The sequence below is a fragment of the Methyloterricola oryzae genome, from assembly GCF_000934725.1.
Lineage (GTDB): Bacteria > Pseudomonadota > Gammaproteobacteria > Methylococcales > Methylococcaceae > Methyloterricola > Methyloterricola oryzae.
Genome location: NZ_JYNS01000003.1, coordinates 204,201 through 218,242, shown reverse-complemented (window position 1 = coordinate 218,242; position 14,042 = coordinate 204,201). Strand labels below are relative to the sequence as shown.

Genomic DNA, 14,042 nt, shown 5'->3' with positions numbered 1-14,042 from the left:
GCCAGGCCATTACGGCTGATACCCTCCGGGCAGGGAGCCCTTGAGCAACATCGGCACGACCTCGTGCGCCAGCACCGGCTTCTGGAAGTAATTGCCCTGTCCGAACTCGCAGGCCAGCTGGCTCAGGCGTTCCACTTCGGCCACCGTCTCGCTGCCCTCGCCGACGACGAACATGTTGAGCTTGTGTACCAGCGTTACGACCGCCTTGATCAGCTCCATCCGGTTTTCGCCATCGACATTGTGCATGAAGGAGCGGTCGATCTTCAGGAAGTCGATGGGCAGGTTCTCCAGGCTGCTCAGGGTGGACGCGGTGGAGCCGAAGTCGTCGATGCCGACGCGGATGCCCAGACGGTGCAAGTCCTTGAGCACGGCCTCCGCACTCTGACGGTTGTGGTTGATGACCTGCTCGGTGATCTCGATGCGCAGCCGCGAGGGCGCGAGTCCATGTTCTTCGAGGATTTTCTCCACATCCGCGGCAAAATTGGGGTGGTGAAACTCGCGCACGGAGCAGTTGACGCTGACGAACCAGTCTGCCGGCAGCGGCGCGCTGCGCTCCCAATCGATCAAGTGCCTGCAGGTTTCCCGCAACACCCAGCGCCCCAGAGGAACGATGAGGCCGGTTTCCTCCGCCGAACTGAGGAAGGCTTCCGGCAGCAATTCGCCGCGGCGCGGATGTTGCCATCGCAACAAGGCTTCCAGTCCCACGGTGCGGCCGCTGGACATGGCAACGATGGGCTGAAAGCGCAGGATGAACTGCCCGGACGACAGGGCCGAGCGGATCTCCGACTCCAGCATGAGGGACTGCAGCGCCTGCATGTGCATCTCGGCGTCGAACAGGGCGAACTGACCCTTCCCGGTCTTCTTGGCGCAGTACATGGCGGTGTCGGCGTCCCGCAGCATTTCGTCGGCATTCTCATAGCGCTCGTGACTTAAGGTGACGCCGATGCTGAGACTGGGCCGCAATTCGTGGCCATCCACCTGGAACGGCCGGCCCACGACAGTCTGGATCCGCTCGACCAGGTCTGTGACGAATTCCTTGTCGGCGATATCCTCGATCAGCACGGTGAATTCGTCGCCACCCAGTCGCGACAGGGTGTCGTTGTCGCGGATGCAGGAGCCCACCCGTGCGGCCACTTCCAGGATCACGCGATCGCCTATGGGGTGGCCGAGGCTGTCGTTGATTACCTTGAAACGGTCGATGTCCATGAACAGGACCGCAAAGCGGAAGTTGGGCCGCCGTTGTGCCGCGCGGATCGCATGCTGCAGCCTGTCATGGAACAGCAGCCGGTTGGGCAACTGGGTCAAGGTGTCATGGTAGGCGTCGTGCGCCAGTTGCGACTCGGCCTGTTTGCGCAGGGTGATGTCGCTCTGCGAGCCTGCGATGCGCATGGCGGTATTCAGGTCATCGCGGATGGCAAGCCCGCGGCACAGCATCCAGCGGTAGCTGCCGTCCGCGGCGAGCATGCGGTGCTCGTTTTCGAAATGGTCGGAGCGTCCCGACAGGTGCTCGTCCAGCGTGTTGCTGAGGCGGGGGAGATCGTCCGGATGCACTCGCTTGAACCACTCGGAGGGATCTTCGCCCACGGCATCTTCAGCATGGCCCAGCATCTGCTTCCAGCGCGGCGCGAAGTAAATACGGTTGTGCAGCAGGTCCCAGTCCCAGAGGCCGTCATTGGCGCCGCGCGCGGCCAGCGCGTAGCGCTGTTCGCTGGCCTTGACCTCGCGGAAGGCGTGACTGGCGCGCAACACGAACTGCAGCCGGTGGCGCAGCAAGGGCCAGTTGATGGGCTTGGTGGTGAAATCGGTGGCGCCCGCTTGAAAGGCTGCCTCGATGGCCTCGATGTCTTCCCGGCCGGTCACGACGATGATGGGAATGTGGGCGGCCTCAGGGGACCGTCGGATGGCCTGGCAGGCGGCGTAACCGTCCAGCACGGGCATGAGCAGGTCCATGAACACGATCGCTGGTTGATGGGCGATGGCCATGTCCACCGCCTGCTGTCCATCGCTGGCTTCCAGGACGCTATAGCCCCAATTGCCCAGAGCCTGGCTCAAGAGCAGCCTGAGGGTCGGGTCGTCGTCAGCAACCAGGGCCTGCGAAACGCTTGGAATGTCTGTCATCGATGCTTCTGTCGGGATCGGCGACTTGCGGGCCGGGTGCGTTAAATCTTTAGGGTCTTTTGCTAATCTAGCCTGCAGCCCGGTGGCTAAGCGCGCAGGTAGGTCGCGAGCCCTAGTCCAGGCTGAAGTGCGGAAAAGTATAGTCATGCAATTCAGATTCGCCGTGCTGTCTGCGGTCCCTGTGGAGGGCGGAGCCCCCTTTATTCCGCCTCGTTCTGGAACCGGGCGCGCCGCATCGCGCTCATTGCTTGAGCTAAAGCATTAGCCCAGCGCCCTGGTCCAGCAAAGCACTCCAGAAACAGTGGTTATGTCAAAGCGGAATACGCCCGATGCAGCGGGGTGGGTCACTGTACTCGCGGACAGCTTCCGCGGGAGTTCATGATCGCGCCCGCAAATTCCCCCGTAGCACCGCGGCCTCAGTCCAAGAAGGGCGCTCGTCCGGCCGCGGGCGCACGTGGCTAGTCGCCGCGTCGGGGCGCCCTTGCCTCGGATTGACCAGGCCGGATTATGTGTCCGTCGGATAGGGAAATAAGCTTATAGCAAACATGCGTAATCTGCCAAAGCGGGGTGACGTTCCCTTGGCGCGTCGTTAGGACGTCGGCCGGTTGCTGCGGTTATACTTGGCGTCAATTTCCAAACAAAATAGGAGTTCCTACGTCCATGTCATTGATGAAGGTAAGTTCCGGCAAGAATGTCCCCAACGATATCTACGTCATCATCGAGATTCCCGCCTACAGCGACCCGGTCAAGTACGAGGTCGATAAGGAAACCGGGGCCCTGTTCGTCGACCGCTTCATGGGCACCGCCATGCAGTATCCCTGCAACTACGGCTATGTGCCCCACAGCCTGTCGGACGACGGCGACCCGGTGGACGTGCTGGTGATCTCGCCGGCGCGCTTGCTCAGTGGCTCTGTCGTGCGTTGCCGCCCTATCGGTCTGCTCAAGATGTCGGACGAGGCCGGTGGCGATGCCAAGGTGCTGGCGGTGCCGGCCGACAAGCTGACACCTTTGTATTCCAAGGTCAGTTCCTTCCGCGATATCCCGGAACTGCAGCTGGCGCAGATCGCCCATTTCTTTGAGCACTACAAGGACCTGGAACCGGGCAAGTGGGTGAAGATCGAGGGCTGGTTCGATGCCGAGGAAGCCAAGAAGGAGATCAGCGACAGCATCGAGCGCTACAACAGCCTGAAAAAGAAACCGAACTTCTGATGGCCGCCGCACGCCTCCTGGCATTCGCCGGCAGCGCCCGGCGCGAATCCTTGAACCGGAAGGCCTTGGGTACCCTCATCCGTGCCGCTCGTGAGGCCGGGGTGGAGGTGACCGAGTTGGATCTGAGGGAATTCCCGCTGCCCCTCTATGACGGTGATCTGGAAGCCGAGCAGGGCCTGCCGGAACCCGCGGCGCGCCTGCAGAGAATGCTTGCCGAGCATCAGGGACTGCTGATCGCGACGCCGGAATACAATGGCTTTCCCACGCCGCTTCTGAAAAACACCCTGGACTGGGTGTCGCGCCCCGTGCCCGGCGAGGCTGGCCGTTCGGGCGTGGATTATCTGCGCGGCAAGCCCGCAGGTCTCGTGGCCGCATCCCCTGGGCCTTTGGGCGGCATCCGCGGCTTGCCGCTGACCCGCCAGTATCTGAGCAATCTGGGCATGATCGTGGTGCCCGAGATGGCGGCATTGGGCAATGCCCAGCAACTGTTCGACGCGGCCGGCGAATTGACCGATCAGCGTTTGCTGTCCGCCGTCAATGCGGTGGGGGCGAGCGTGGCTCGCCTGGCCAAGGCCCTGGCCGCCGCTTGAATTTCCTCTACGCTTCCATGGTTGCCGGGCAGTACGATCCGTGCCAGGATTTCGTTCTGTAACGGCTTTTCCCGAATCTTCGTCCTCGCCAGGTGGGAGGTGCGTCAACATGCAAGTCAATCGGCGCCAGTTTTTCAAGCTGAGTGCCGCATCCCTCGGAGGTTCCTCGCTGGCGGCCCTGGGCTTTTCGCCCGGTGAGGCCCTGGCGGAGGTGCGCACTTTCAAGCTCACGCGCACCACGGAAACCCGCAATACCTGTCCGTATTGCTCGGTGGCCTGCGGCATCATCCTGTACAGCCTCGGCGACAAGGCGAAGAACGCCAAATCCGAGATCATCCACATCGAGGGCGACCCGGACCATCCGGTCAGCCGCGGCAGCCTCTGCCCCAAGGGCGCGGGACTGTTGGGCTTCGTCCACAGCGAGAGCCGCATCACTTTTCCCGAGTACCGGGCGCCGGGTTCCAATGCCTGGCTGCGGGTCACCTGGGACTGGGCGCTGGAGCGCATCGCCAAGCTGATGAAGGAAGACCGCGACCGCCACTTCATCGCCAAGAATGAAGCAGGCCAGACGGTCAACCGTTGGCCCACGGTGGGCTTCCTGGCGGCCTCGGCGGCCTCCAACGAAGCCGGCTATCTCACCCACAAGGTTTTACGCAGTTTAGGATTCGTCGTACTCGACAACCAGGCCAGGGTCTGACACGCACCGACGGTGGCAAGTCTTGCTCCGACATTCGGTCGCGGCGCCATGACCAATACCTGGATGGACATCAAGAATGCGAATGTCATTCTGGTGATGGGCGGCAATGCCGCCGAGGCGCATCCGGTAGGCTTCAAATGGGTGATCGAGGCGAAGGCCCATAACAAGGCCAAGCTGATCGTCGTCGACCCGCGCTTCAACCGCACGGCTTCGGTGGCTGACTTCTACGCGCCCATCCGCGTTGGGACCGATATCGCCTTCCTCAGCGGGGTGATCCGCTATTTGCTGGAAAAGGGGGCGGTTCAGCACGAGTATGTGAAGGCGTATACCAATGCCAGCTTTATCGTGCGCGAGGACTTTGGCTTCGAGGACGGCCTGTTCACCGGCTACGACGCGCAGGAGCGCAAGTACGACAAGGGCACCTGGGCCTACGAGCTGGACGGGCAGGGCTACGCCAAGGTGGACGAGAGCTTGCAGCATCCCCGCTGCGTGCTGAATCTGCTGAAGGCCCATGTGGCGCGCTATACGCCCGAGGTCGTCAGCGATATCACCGGCACACCGCAGGACCTGTATCTGAAGGTGTGCGAGATGATCGCCTCCACTTCGGCCAAGGACCGCACACTCACCAGCCTCTATGCCCTGGGCTGGACCCAGCACTCCATCGGCGCGCAGAACATCCGGACCCTGGCCATCATCCAGCTTCTGCTGGGCAATATCGGCATGGCCGGGGGCGGCGTGAATGCCTTGCGCGGGCATTCCAACATCCAGGGCCTGACGGACTTAGGGCTGTTGTCCGATCAGCTTCCAGGCTACATGAGCCTGGCCCATGACGAGGAGACCACCCGCGCTGCTTATCTGGAGAAGCGCACACCCAAGGCCATCCGGCCGGGCCAGGTGAACTACTGGTCCAACTATCCCAAGTTCCACACCAGCCTCATGAAGGCCTGGTACGGCAAGTCGGCCACGACGGAAAATGACTTCTGCTACGACTGGATGCCCAAGGTGGACAAGGTCTACGACGGCCTGCGCGCCTTCGACCTGATGGAACAGGGCAAGATGAGCGGCTATTTCTGCCAGGGTTTCAACCCGCTGGCCTCCTTCCCCGACAAGGGCAAGATCGCCTCGGCGCTGTCCAAGCTCAAGTTCCTGGTGGTGATGGACCCGCTGTCCACGGAAACCTCCGAGTTCTGGCAGGACCACGGCGAATACAATGTCGCCAGCCCGAAGGACATCCAGACCGAGGTGTTCCGCCTGCCCACCACCTGCTTCGCCGAGGAGGAAGGCGCGCTGGTCAACAGCTCGCGCTGGCTCCAATGGCACTGGAAGGGGGCCGAACCGCCGGGCGAGTGCCGCACCGATATCGCCATCATGTCCGAGCTGTTCCTGAAGCTGCGGGAGTTCTACCACGCGGAAGGCGGCGCCTTCGCCGATCCCATCCACGGCTTGCATTGGCCTTATCGCGAGCCGGCCGAGCCCGCTCCGGACGAGTTGGCCAAGGAGATGAACGGCTACGCGCTGGCGGATCTGACCGATCCCAAGGACGCTGCCAAGACCCTGGCCAAGGCGGGACAGCAGTTGTCCAGCTTCGCGCACTTGCGTGACGACGGCTCCACCGCCAGCGGCACTTGGATCTTCTGCGGTTCCTGGACCGAGGCCGGCAACCAGATGGCGCGGCGCGACACATCCGATCCGGCAGGTCTCGGCATTGCGCCCAACTGGGCCTGGGCCTGGCCTCTGAACCGGCGCATCCTCTATAACCGCGCCTCCTGCGATCCGGCGGGAAAGCCATGGGACGAGAAGCGCAAGCTCATCGAATGGGATGGCGCCAAGTGGGCCGGGCTGGATGTGCCCGACTTCAAGGCCGATGCTGCGCCCGACAGCGGTGTCTCGCCGTTCATCATGACCGACGAAGGCGTGGGCCGGCTGTTCGCCCGGCACCTGATGGCGGAAGGTCCGTTCCCCGAGCATTACGAGCCCTTCGAGACGCCCCTGGGCCGCAATCCCTTGCACGAGAAGGTGATCAACAATCCGGCGGCGCGGGTGTTCGCCAGCGACCGGGCCATGCTCGGCAGCCACGAGGAATTCCCCTATGTGGCGACCACCTACCGGCTCACCGAGCACTTCCACTTCTGGACCAAGCATTCGAAGATCAATGCCTCGTTGCAGCCGGAACAGTTCGTGGAGATCGGCGAGGAACTGGCGAAGGAACTGGGTATCGCCAATGGCGAAAAAGTCGTGGTGCGCTCCAAGCGCGGCGTGATCAAGGCCGTGGCCATGGTCACCAAGCGCATCAAGGCGCTTAAAGTGGCCGGGCAGACCGTGCACCAGATCGGCATTCCCATCCACTGGGGCTTCACCGGCGCCACCCGCAAGGGCTACATCGCCAACACCCTGACCCCATTCCTGGGCGATGCTAATACCCAGACCCCGGAGTTCAAGGCGTTTTTGGTGAACGTGGAAAGGGATCTCAGCGAGTCTATGCCCCATACCCACAAGCCGGGTGAAGGGCATGAGGAGCGCAAGCGGCCCAACGGCGCGGCGGGGGCGACCGAGAAAACCTCGCTGCTGGCGCGCATTCTCAAGGGGCGGACGGAGGTCTGAAATGGCATTGCAATCTTTGGATATCGTGCGCCGTTCCGCCACCACCACCCCCAGTCCGCAGCAGCGGGAGATGACGGAGGTGGCCAAGCTCATCGACGTCACCAAGTGCATCGGCTGCAAGGCCTGCCAGTCCGCCTGCCAGGAATGGAACGACCTGCGCGAGGAGGTGGGCATCAATGAGGGGTCCTACACCAACCCCCACGATCTCACCGCCAATAGCTGGACCTTGATGCGCTTCGCCGAGACCGAGGTCAACGGCCCGCTGGAATGGTTGATCCGCAAGGACGGCTGCATGCATTGCGCCGATCCGGGCTGCCTCAAGGCCTGCCCGTCGCCGGGGGCGATCATCCAATACTCCAACGGCATCGTCGACTTCCACGAGGAAAACTGCATCGGCTGCGGCTATTGCATCGCTGGCTGCCCCTTCAACATCCCCCGCCTGTCGGAGAAGGACAGCAAGGTATACAAGTGCACCCTCTGTTCCGACCGGGTGGCGGTGGGGCTGGAGCCGGCCTGCATCAAGGCCTGTCCGACCCAGGCCCTGGTCTTCGGCAGCAAGGAGGACATGATCGAGCACGCCAACGAGCGCATCGTCGACCTCAAGGAGCGCGGCTTCGAGAACGCCGGGCTGTACGACCCAACCGGCGTGGGCGGCACCCATGTGATGTACGTGCTGCACCACGCGGACAAGCCGGAGATCTACAACGAACTGCCCAAGGACCCGGAGATCAGCCCCACGGTGGGCCTGTGGAAAGGCATCTTCAAGCCCCTGGCCACCGCGGCGCTGTTCTTCACGGGCCTGGCCGGGTTTTTCCACTACGTCACTATCGGCCCCAACGAGACCGAAGAGGAAGAAGAGGAGAAAAAGCCATGAGCGGCCACGAATCTTCCGATCTCATCAAGCGCTACGGGCCGGCGGAGCGGTTCAACCACTGGCTCACCGCCATCACCTTCCTGATGCTGAGCTTTTCGGGGCTGGCCCTGTTCCATCCTTCCATGTTCTGGTTTACCCAGTTCTTTGGCGGCGGCACATGGACGCGCATCCTGCATCCCTACATCGGCCTGCTGATGTTCCTGTCGTTCTCGGGGCTGGCCCTGCGCTACTGGCACCATAACCTGTTGAGCCGGAACGACATCATCTGGCTGACCCGCATCATGGATGTGGTGCAGAACCGCGAGGACCGCCTGCCCGAGGTGGACCGCTACAACGCCGGGCAGAAAATGCTGTTCTGGACCATGATCGCCACCATCCCCACGTTGCTGCTCACCGGCATCGTCATCTGGCGGCCCTGGTTCGCGCCGTATTTCTCGATTGACATCATCCGCATCAGCGCCCTGCTGCACGCGCTCTGCGCCTTCGTCATGATCTCCGGCATCATCGTGCATATCTACGCGGCGCTGTGGATCAATGGCACCATCGGCGCCATGGTGCGCGGCACCGTCACCCGAGCCTGGGCTCACAAGCATCATCCGGGCTGGTACAAGCGGGTGATGAAGGGGGAGGAACACTGAGTCCCGAGCCTGGCCCAAGCACGGCATGACCTATTTCGCCACGGATTTCCAGAATGTCGATGGTGCCGGCGCCGCGCAGCGGTTCGTTCAGTGCCTGCGTCTCCAGCAATCGCTGGAGTTTTATCGATCCTACAAGCAGAAGACGCGCGACCTGCTGGCGCTGAAGGAAGGCGACTGCGTCCTGGAGGTCGGCTGCGGCACGGGGGAAGACGCCGTGGCCCTGGCGCGCGAGGTGGGCCCGTCGGGCCAGGTTTTCGCCGTGGACCTCAGCACCGAACTGCTGGGGGTCGCCCGGGAAACCGTGATGCCCTCCGGGTTGCCGGTCCGGCTCATTCAGGCAGACGCCCGCAGCCTGCCGTTTGCCGATTCCAGTCTTGACGGCGCCCGTATCGACCGGACCTTGCAGCATATCGCCGAGCCGCTGCAGGTGGTCGCGGAGATGAGCCGGGTCGTCCGCAGCGGCGCGTACGTGGTTGCCATGGACCCCGACTGGGAGACCTTGACGGTCGATTCGAACCATAAAGTCCTGACCCGCATCCTCCTGAACGTCTGGTGCGACAGCTTTCCCTCAGGAGGCTGGATAGGCCGCCAACTGGCGCGGCATTTTCTACAAGCCGGGCTGGTGGACATTCAAATCGTCCCGCAAACGCTCGTTTTCAACGAACTGGAACTGGCGGATCAGGTACTCGATCTCTCCCGGACCGCCGCGGCCGCCGGCGCAGCCGGGCGCGCCTCCACAGAGGAAATCGAGGAATGGCTGGAGGGACTTGCCGAACTGGATAGGCGAGGACAGTTTTTCAGCTCGTTCACCGCGTTCATCGTCAAGGGAACCAAGCCCTAGGCTCAGGTCGCGCTCGCCCAGGCGGCCCGGTTCTGGCGAACGGACCCACCGTTCCATCTTTCCGCATCCGAAACAGGTCCATGGAATTGCCTTTCGTCATCCCCCCAAACCCGAGACAGATTTTCCGTGAACGCTCGGAACGGCTGCGTCAACTGTCTCAAACCAACCCCGCGCTCTCCGGCTATCTCGGACTGATGGCCGACCTGACCGGGATTCAACATGAGCTTTACGAGGCGACAGTAACGGAAGGATTTCCGGCCGCTCTGAACCGAGCGCCCGCGCTGGATATCGAGACGTGGCGGCCGGGAGCGAACTGGCATGAGTCATTCCGCCAGATCGCGGCGCGGATGGTCGCGCGCAGCCCGGCTGCCGATGGGCTCGCCGGCATCGGCAGAAACGATGAAGCCGAGTGGGATGACTGGGCCGATGGACTGCTGGCCGCCGATCTCGAACGGATCGATGCCGGGCTCGCGCCATTCGTGGCCGCCGCCCTGCAACTGCATTGGACCTTGGCGGCCGCGGCGTTGGATGCGACGCATCTCAATGCTGGCGCCGCGACCCATCACTGCCCGGCGTGTGGCTTCCTGCCCGTGGCTTCGGTGCTGCAGACCGGAGGGGACGTGCAAGGCTTGCGCTACCTGGTTTGCGGCCTGTGTGGCAGCCAATGGAACCGGCCGCGCATCCATTGCATTCAGTGCGGTTCCAGCCAGCACGTGGCGTATTTCGGCATCGAAGGCGGCGGCGAGGCGGTGAAGGCGGAGGCCTGCGGCGGTTGCAAAACCTATGTGAAGTCCATGAACCGCGAGAAGGACAACGGCCTCGATCCCTTCGCCGACGACCTGGCTAGCCTTTCCCTGGACCTGCTCATGGCCGAGGACGGCTACCAGCGCCTGGGTTTCAACCCGCTCCTGATTCCAGGCTGACCACCCCGAGCTAGGCTGTGCCGACGTAGGAGGCGCTGCGTACGTGACCCATGCGTCTCGTCCCTCGGCGGCATCCTATGCGGTCTGCGCGGCCCGCGTTCGGCGATAGACGTAAGCTTTCATAGGGTGTGCCAACGTCAGAAGGCGCCGTAATCAACGCGGGCGTGGGAAGCCGGTAGAATAGCGCGTCTCCATCATCGAGCCGTCTCATCATGCCGCGACCTGATAGCCCGCAAGCCCGCCTACCCTCGGTGGACAGCCTGCTCAATCACGCAGATGCCGACGAGTTGAAATCCCGCTTCGGCCACACGGCAGTGGTCGCGGCCTTGCGCGACGAAATGGCGGTGCTGCGCGAGGCGCTCACGAGCAAACCCGATCTGCCATGGAGCCGCGAGGGTATCGTGGCTTCGACCGGGCAGCGGCTCTTGGCGCAATTCGAGCCTAGTCTGAAGCCGGTTTTCAATCTGACCGGCACCGTGCTGCACACCAACTTGGGCCGCGCCCCGCTGGCCGACGCGGCGGTGAATGCGGTGCTTGCGGTGCTCGCACGCCCCTGTAACCTGGAGTTCGGTCTGGACAGCGGGCGGCGCGGGGATCGCGACGACCATATCGATGGACTGATCCGCGAACTCACCGGGGCCGAGGCGGCCACCGTGGTGAACAACAATGCGGCGGCGGTGTTCCTGTTGCTGAACAGCCTGGCATCACGCAAGGAGGTGATCGTCTCGCGCGGTGAATTGATCGAAATCGGCGGCGCGTTCCGCATCCCCGACATCATGGCCCGCGCCGGCGCCAAACTTCGGGAAGTGGGCACCACCAACCGCACCCACCGCAAGGACTACGCCGAGGCGATCGGTCAGCGCACCGCGCTTATCATGAAGGTGCACCGCAGCAATTACGCCATCGAGGGCTTCACCGCCAGCGTGCCCGAGGAACAACTGGCCGAACTGGCCCATGGACAGGGGTTGCCCTTCGTGGAGGACCTGGGCAGTGGCACGTTGATCGACCTCGGTGCACATGGCCTGCCGAAAGAACCGACGCCGCAACAGGCCCTCGCTAAGGGCACGGACCTGGTCAGTTTCAGCGGCGACAAGCTGCTGGGTGGGCCGCAGGCCGGCATCCTGGTGGGTCGCAAGGACCTGATCGCCAAGCTCAAGCGCAATCCGCTCAAGCGCGCCCTGCGGGTGGACAAGATGACCCTGGCCGCCCTGGAGGCGACCCTCAAGCTGTATCAGAGTCCGGAATATCTGAGCCGGCGACTGCCCACCCTGCGCCTGCTGACGCGGAGCGAGGACGACATCCGCGCCGCCGCCGTTCGCTTGCAAGACCCAATGCAGGCGGCATTGACCGGGCAAGCGGACGTGCGCGTGGAGGCGTGCCGCAGCCAGATCGGCAGCGGTTCCCTGCCGGTTGACCGGCTTCCCAGCGCATGCCTTGCCCTCTATCCGCTGGGGCGGGGCGGTGGCCGCGCCCTGAACCGGCTGGCGGAAACCTTCCGCGCCTTGCCGGTGCCGGTGATTGGGCGGCTGGAAGATGGCGCGCTGCGCTTCGACCTGCGCTGCCTGGAGGACGAAGCCGGCTTCCTCGCGCAGTTGCCGCAATTGGGTGGCTGACATGATCGTCGGCACCGCGGGTCATATCGATCACGGCAAGACGGGGCTGGTCAAGGCGCTCACCGGCGTCGACGCGGACCGGCTCGCCGAGGAGAAGGCGCGCGGCATCACTATCGACCTGGGCTATGCCTACACGCCCCTGGCTGGCGGCGACATCCTGGGTTTCGTGGACGTGCCAGGGCACGAGAAATTCATCCACAACATGCTGGCGGGCACCACCGGGATCGATTTCGCCTTGCTGGTGGTGGCGGCGGATGACGGCCCCATGCCGCAGACCCTAGAACATCTGCAGATTCTCGATCTCCTGGGTGTCTCACGCGGCGCGGTGGCATTGAGCAAGTGCGATCGTGTTGATGCCGGGCGCATCGGGCAGGTTACGGTCGAAATCCAAGACTTGCTGAAAGGCACGACGCTCGCCGCAAGTCCTGTATTCCCGCTATCCGCCGCCACAGGGCAGGGCGTGGAGGCCCTGAAAGCCCATCTGGAGTCTGCCGCTGCGAGCCTGGATACGCAGGCAGTGCGGGGCGGGTTTCGCCTCGCCATCGACCGTTGCTTCAGCGTGGCCGGTGCGGGCACCGTGGTGACGGGAACGGTTTTTTCCGGGCGTGTGCGGGTGGGCGAGCGTCTGCTGCTTTCGCCTTCGGGCCTTCCCGTGCGGGTGCGCGGCATTCATGCCCAGAATCGTCCGGCGGAGGTAGGTCGCGCCGGTCAACGCTGTGCCCTTAATCTGGCCGACGTGGAGAAAGCCCGGATCCAGCGCGGCGACTGGGTTTTGACGCCGGAATTGCACCAACCGACGGCGCGCCTGGATGTGCGCCTGCGCCTGTTGCCCAGTGAGGGCAAGCCGCTGAGGTACTGGACGCCGGTGCATGTGCACCTGGGGGCCTTTCACGCCACGGCCCGGGTCGCCCTGTTGCGGGATGAGCCGCTGGAGCCTGGCAGCAACGCCCTGGCGCAACTGGTGCTGGACAGGCCCACTGGCGCGGTTCATGGCGATCGCGCGGTGCTGCGCGATGCCTCGGCCCTGCGCACCATCGCCGGCGGGCATGTACTGGATGCCCAAGCTCCGGCCCGGGGACGGCGCAGTCCGCAGCGGCTTGAGGTGCTGGCGGCGTGGGAACAGCCCGGGCTCGAGGCGATGCTCACCGCCTTGCTCGCCGCCTCGCCTCAGGGACTCAGCCTGAAATCCTTCGCCCTGAACGCCAATCTGACCTGCGAGGAATTGAACCGGCTGCTGGACGCGATGGATCTGCGCCGCGTCGGCGGGATCAGGCCGGTGGCTTTTGAGCATGAACACTGGAGCGCCTTGTGCAGGGCGGTGCTCGAAACCCTGAGTCTGCATCATGTCACCGAGCCCGACTCCCTGGGGCTGAATTCCGAGCAGTTGCGTCTGCGCTGCGCGCCGCGCCTGGATCGGGCCGGATTCGTCGAAGTCCTGACGGTACTCTTTTCGGGCGGCTTCTGTGCCCGCGATGGCTCGTGGTGGCATCTGCCGGGACACGAAATCGTCCTGGCCGAGAAGGACGAGGCCCTCTGGCAGCGCCTGTTCCCGTTGCTCGCCGCCCAGCCCTTCCAGCCGCCGCGGGTGCGGGATATCGCCCGTTCCGAAAGCCTGGAGGAAGGCGCGGTACGCCGCTTGCTCAGCCAGGCGGCGCGCTTGGGGCGGCTGCATCGCGTCGCCCACGACCACTACTTCGACCGGGCCGCTGTGGCGCAGATGGCCGACATCGTGCGAAATCTGGCGCGGGAGGCGCCGGATGGCGCCGTGACCGCGGCGGCTTTCCGTGACCGCATCGGTACCGGCCGCAAGCTGGCCATTCATATCCTCGAATACTTCGACCGCTGCGGCCTGACCCGGCGCACGGGCGACGTTCATCGGATTCGCAGCGACAGCCTGCAGTTCTGAGAGCCTGCCGGTTTCCGGTAGAATGCCGGAAC

The 14,042-nt window shown here is 63.9% G+C and carries 11 protein-coding genes; 10 read left to right on the top strand and 1 reads right to left on the bottom strand.

Features of this window, described 5'->3' with window-relative positions:
* Positions 1-9: 9 nt before the first annotated feature.
* Positions 10-2,118: a putative bifunctional diguanylate cyclase/phosphodiesterase gene (locus EK23_RS07035; RefSeq protein WP_045224602.1), complete on the bottom strand. Its 2,109-nt coding sequence runs from the start codon at positions 2,116-2,118 to the stop codon at positions 10-12.
* 660 nt (positions 2,119-2,778) lie between these two features.
* On the opposite strand from EK23_RS07035, the gene ppa reads away from it, so the two are divergent.
* From ppa to selB, 10 genes are all read left to right on the top strand, one after another.
* Positions 2,779-3,327, top strand: coding sequence for an inorganic diphosphatase (gene ppa / locus EK23_RS07030; RefSeq protein WP_045224601.1), 549 nt, complete (start codon positions 2,779-2,781; stop codon positions 3,325-3,327).
* Positions 3,327-3,917: an NADPH-dependent FMN reductase gene (locus EK23_RS07025; protein ID WP_045224600.1), complete on the top strand. Its 591-nt coding sequence runs from the start codon at positions 3,327-3,329 to the stop codon at positions 3,915-3,917. The genes ppa and EK23_RS07025 overlap by 1 nt, the downstream gene beginning before the upstream one ends.
* Positions 3,918-4,026: 109 nt before the next feature.
* Positions 4,027-4,614 (top strand): molybdopterin-binding domain-containing protein, encoded by a 588-nt coding sequence (locus EK23_RS24920; RefSeq protein WP_045224599.1) that lies wholly within the window; start codon positions 4,027-4,029, stop codon positions 4,612-4,614.
* Positions 4,615-4,626: 12 nt separating this feature from the next.
* A complete protein-coding gene (fdnG, locus tag EK23_RS07015; RefSeq protein ID WP_200892109.1) occupies positions 4,627-7,215 on the top strand; it encodes a formate dehydrogenase-N subunit alpha in 2,589 nt (862 codons plus the stop codon).
* 1 nt (position 7,216) lies between these two features.
* Entirely contained in the window at positions 7,217-8,089 is an 873-nt protein-coding gene (gene fdxH / locus EK23_RS07010) for a formate dehydrogenase subunit beta (RefSeq protein WP_045224598.1), read from the top strand.
* Positions 8,086-8,727, top strand: coding sequence for a formate dehydrogenase subunit gamma (locus EK23_RS07005; protein WP_045224597.1), 642 nt, complete (start codon positions 8,086-8,088; stop codon positions 8,725-8,727). The genes fdxH and EK23_RS07005 overlap by 4 nt, the downstream gene beginning before the upstream one ends.
* 25 nt (positions 8,728-8,752) lie before the next feature.
* Positions 8,753-9,568 (top strand): methyltransferase domain-containing protein, encoded by an 816-nt coding sequence (locus EK23_RS07000; protein WP_045224596.1) that lies wholly within the window; start codon positions 8,753-8,755, stop codon positions 9,566-9,568.
* Positions 9,569-9,648: 80 nt separating this feature from the next.
* Positions 9,649-10,491: a formate dehydrogenase accessory protein FdhE gene (fdhE, locus tag EK23_RS06995; protein ID WP_045224595.1), complete on the top strand. Its 843-nt coding sequence runs from the start codon at positions 9,649-9,651 to the stop codon at positions 10,489-10,491.
* 212 nt (positions 10,492-10,703) lie between these two features.
* The gene (gene selA, locus EK23_RS06990; RefSeq protein ID WP_045224594.1) at positions 10,704-12,104 is read left to right on the top strand and encodes an L-seryl-tRNA(Sec) selenium transferase; all 1,401 of its coding nucleotides are present in this window, start codon (positions 10,704-10,706) and stop codon (positions 12,102-12,104) included.
* Position 12,105: 1 nt separating this feature from the next.
* Complete coding sequence (gene selB / locus EK23_RS06985) at positions 12,106-14,010, top strand: selenocysteine-specific translation elongation factor (RefSeq protein ID WP_045224593.1); 1,905 nt, start codon at positions 12,106-12,108, stop codon at positions 14,008-14,010.
* Positions 14,011-14,042 lie beyond the last annotated feature (32 nt).

Excerpts from the sequence above, each read along its gene's own strand:
- EK23_RS07035 (WP_045224602.1), bottom strand. The coding sequence starts at position 2,118 with ATGACAGACATTCCAAGCGTTTCGCAGGCCCTGGTTGCTGACGACGAC.
- ppa (WP_045224601.1), top strand. The coding sequence starts at position 2,779 with ATGTCATTGATGAAGGTAAGTTCCGGCAAGAATGTCCCCAACGATATC.
- EK23_RS07025 (WP_045224600.1), top strand. The coding sequence starts at position 3,327 with ATGGCCGCCGCACGCCTCCTGGCATTCGCCGGCAGCGCCCGGCGCGAA.
- EK23_RS24920 (WP_045224599.1), top strand. The coding sequence starts at position 4,027 with ATGCAAGTCAATCGGCGCCAGTTTTTCAAGCTGAGTGCCGCATCCCTC.
- fdxH (WP_045224598.1), top strand. The coding sequence starts at position 7,217 with ATGGCATTGCAATCTTTGGATATCGTGCGCCGTTCCGCCACCACCACC.
- EK23_RS07005 (WP_045224597.1), top strand. The coding sequence starts at position 8,086 with ATGAGCGGCCACGAATCTTCCGATCTCATCAAGCGCTACGGGCCGGCG.
- EK23_RS07000 (WP_045224596.1), top strand. The coding sequence starts at position 8,753 with ATGACCTATTTCGCCACGGATTTCCAGAATGTCGATGGTGCCGGCGCC.
- fdhE (WP_045224595.1), top strand. The coding sequence starts at position 9,649 with ATGGAATTGCCTTTCGTCATCCCCCCAAACCCGAGACAGATTTTCCGT.
- selA (WP_045224594.1), top strand. The coding sequence starts at position 10,704 with ATGCCGCGACCTGATAGCCCGCAAGCCCGCCTACCCTCGGTGGACAGC.
- selB (WP_045224593.1), top strand. The coding sequence starts at position 12,106 with ATGATCGTCGGCACCGCGGGTCATATCGATCACGGCAAGACGGGGCTG.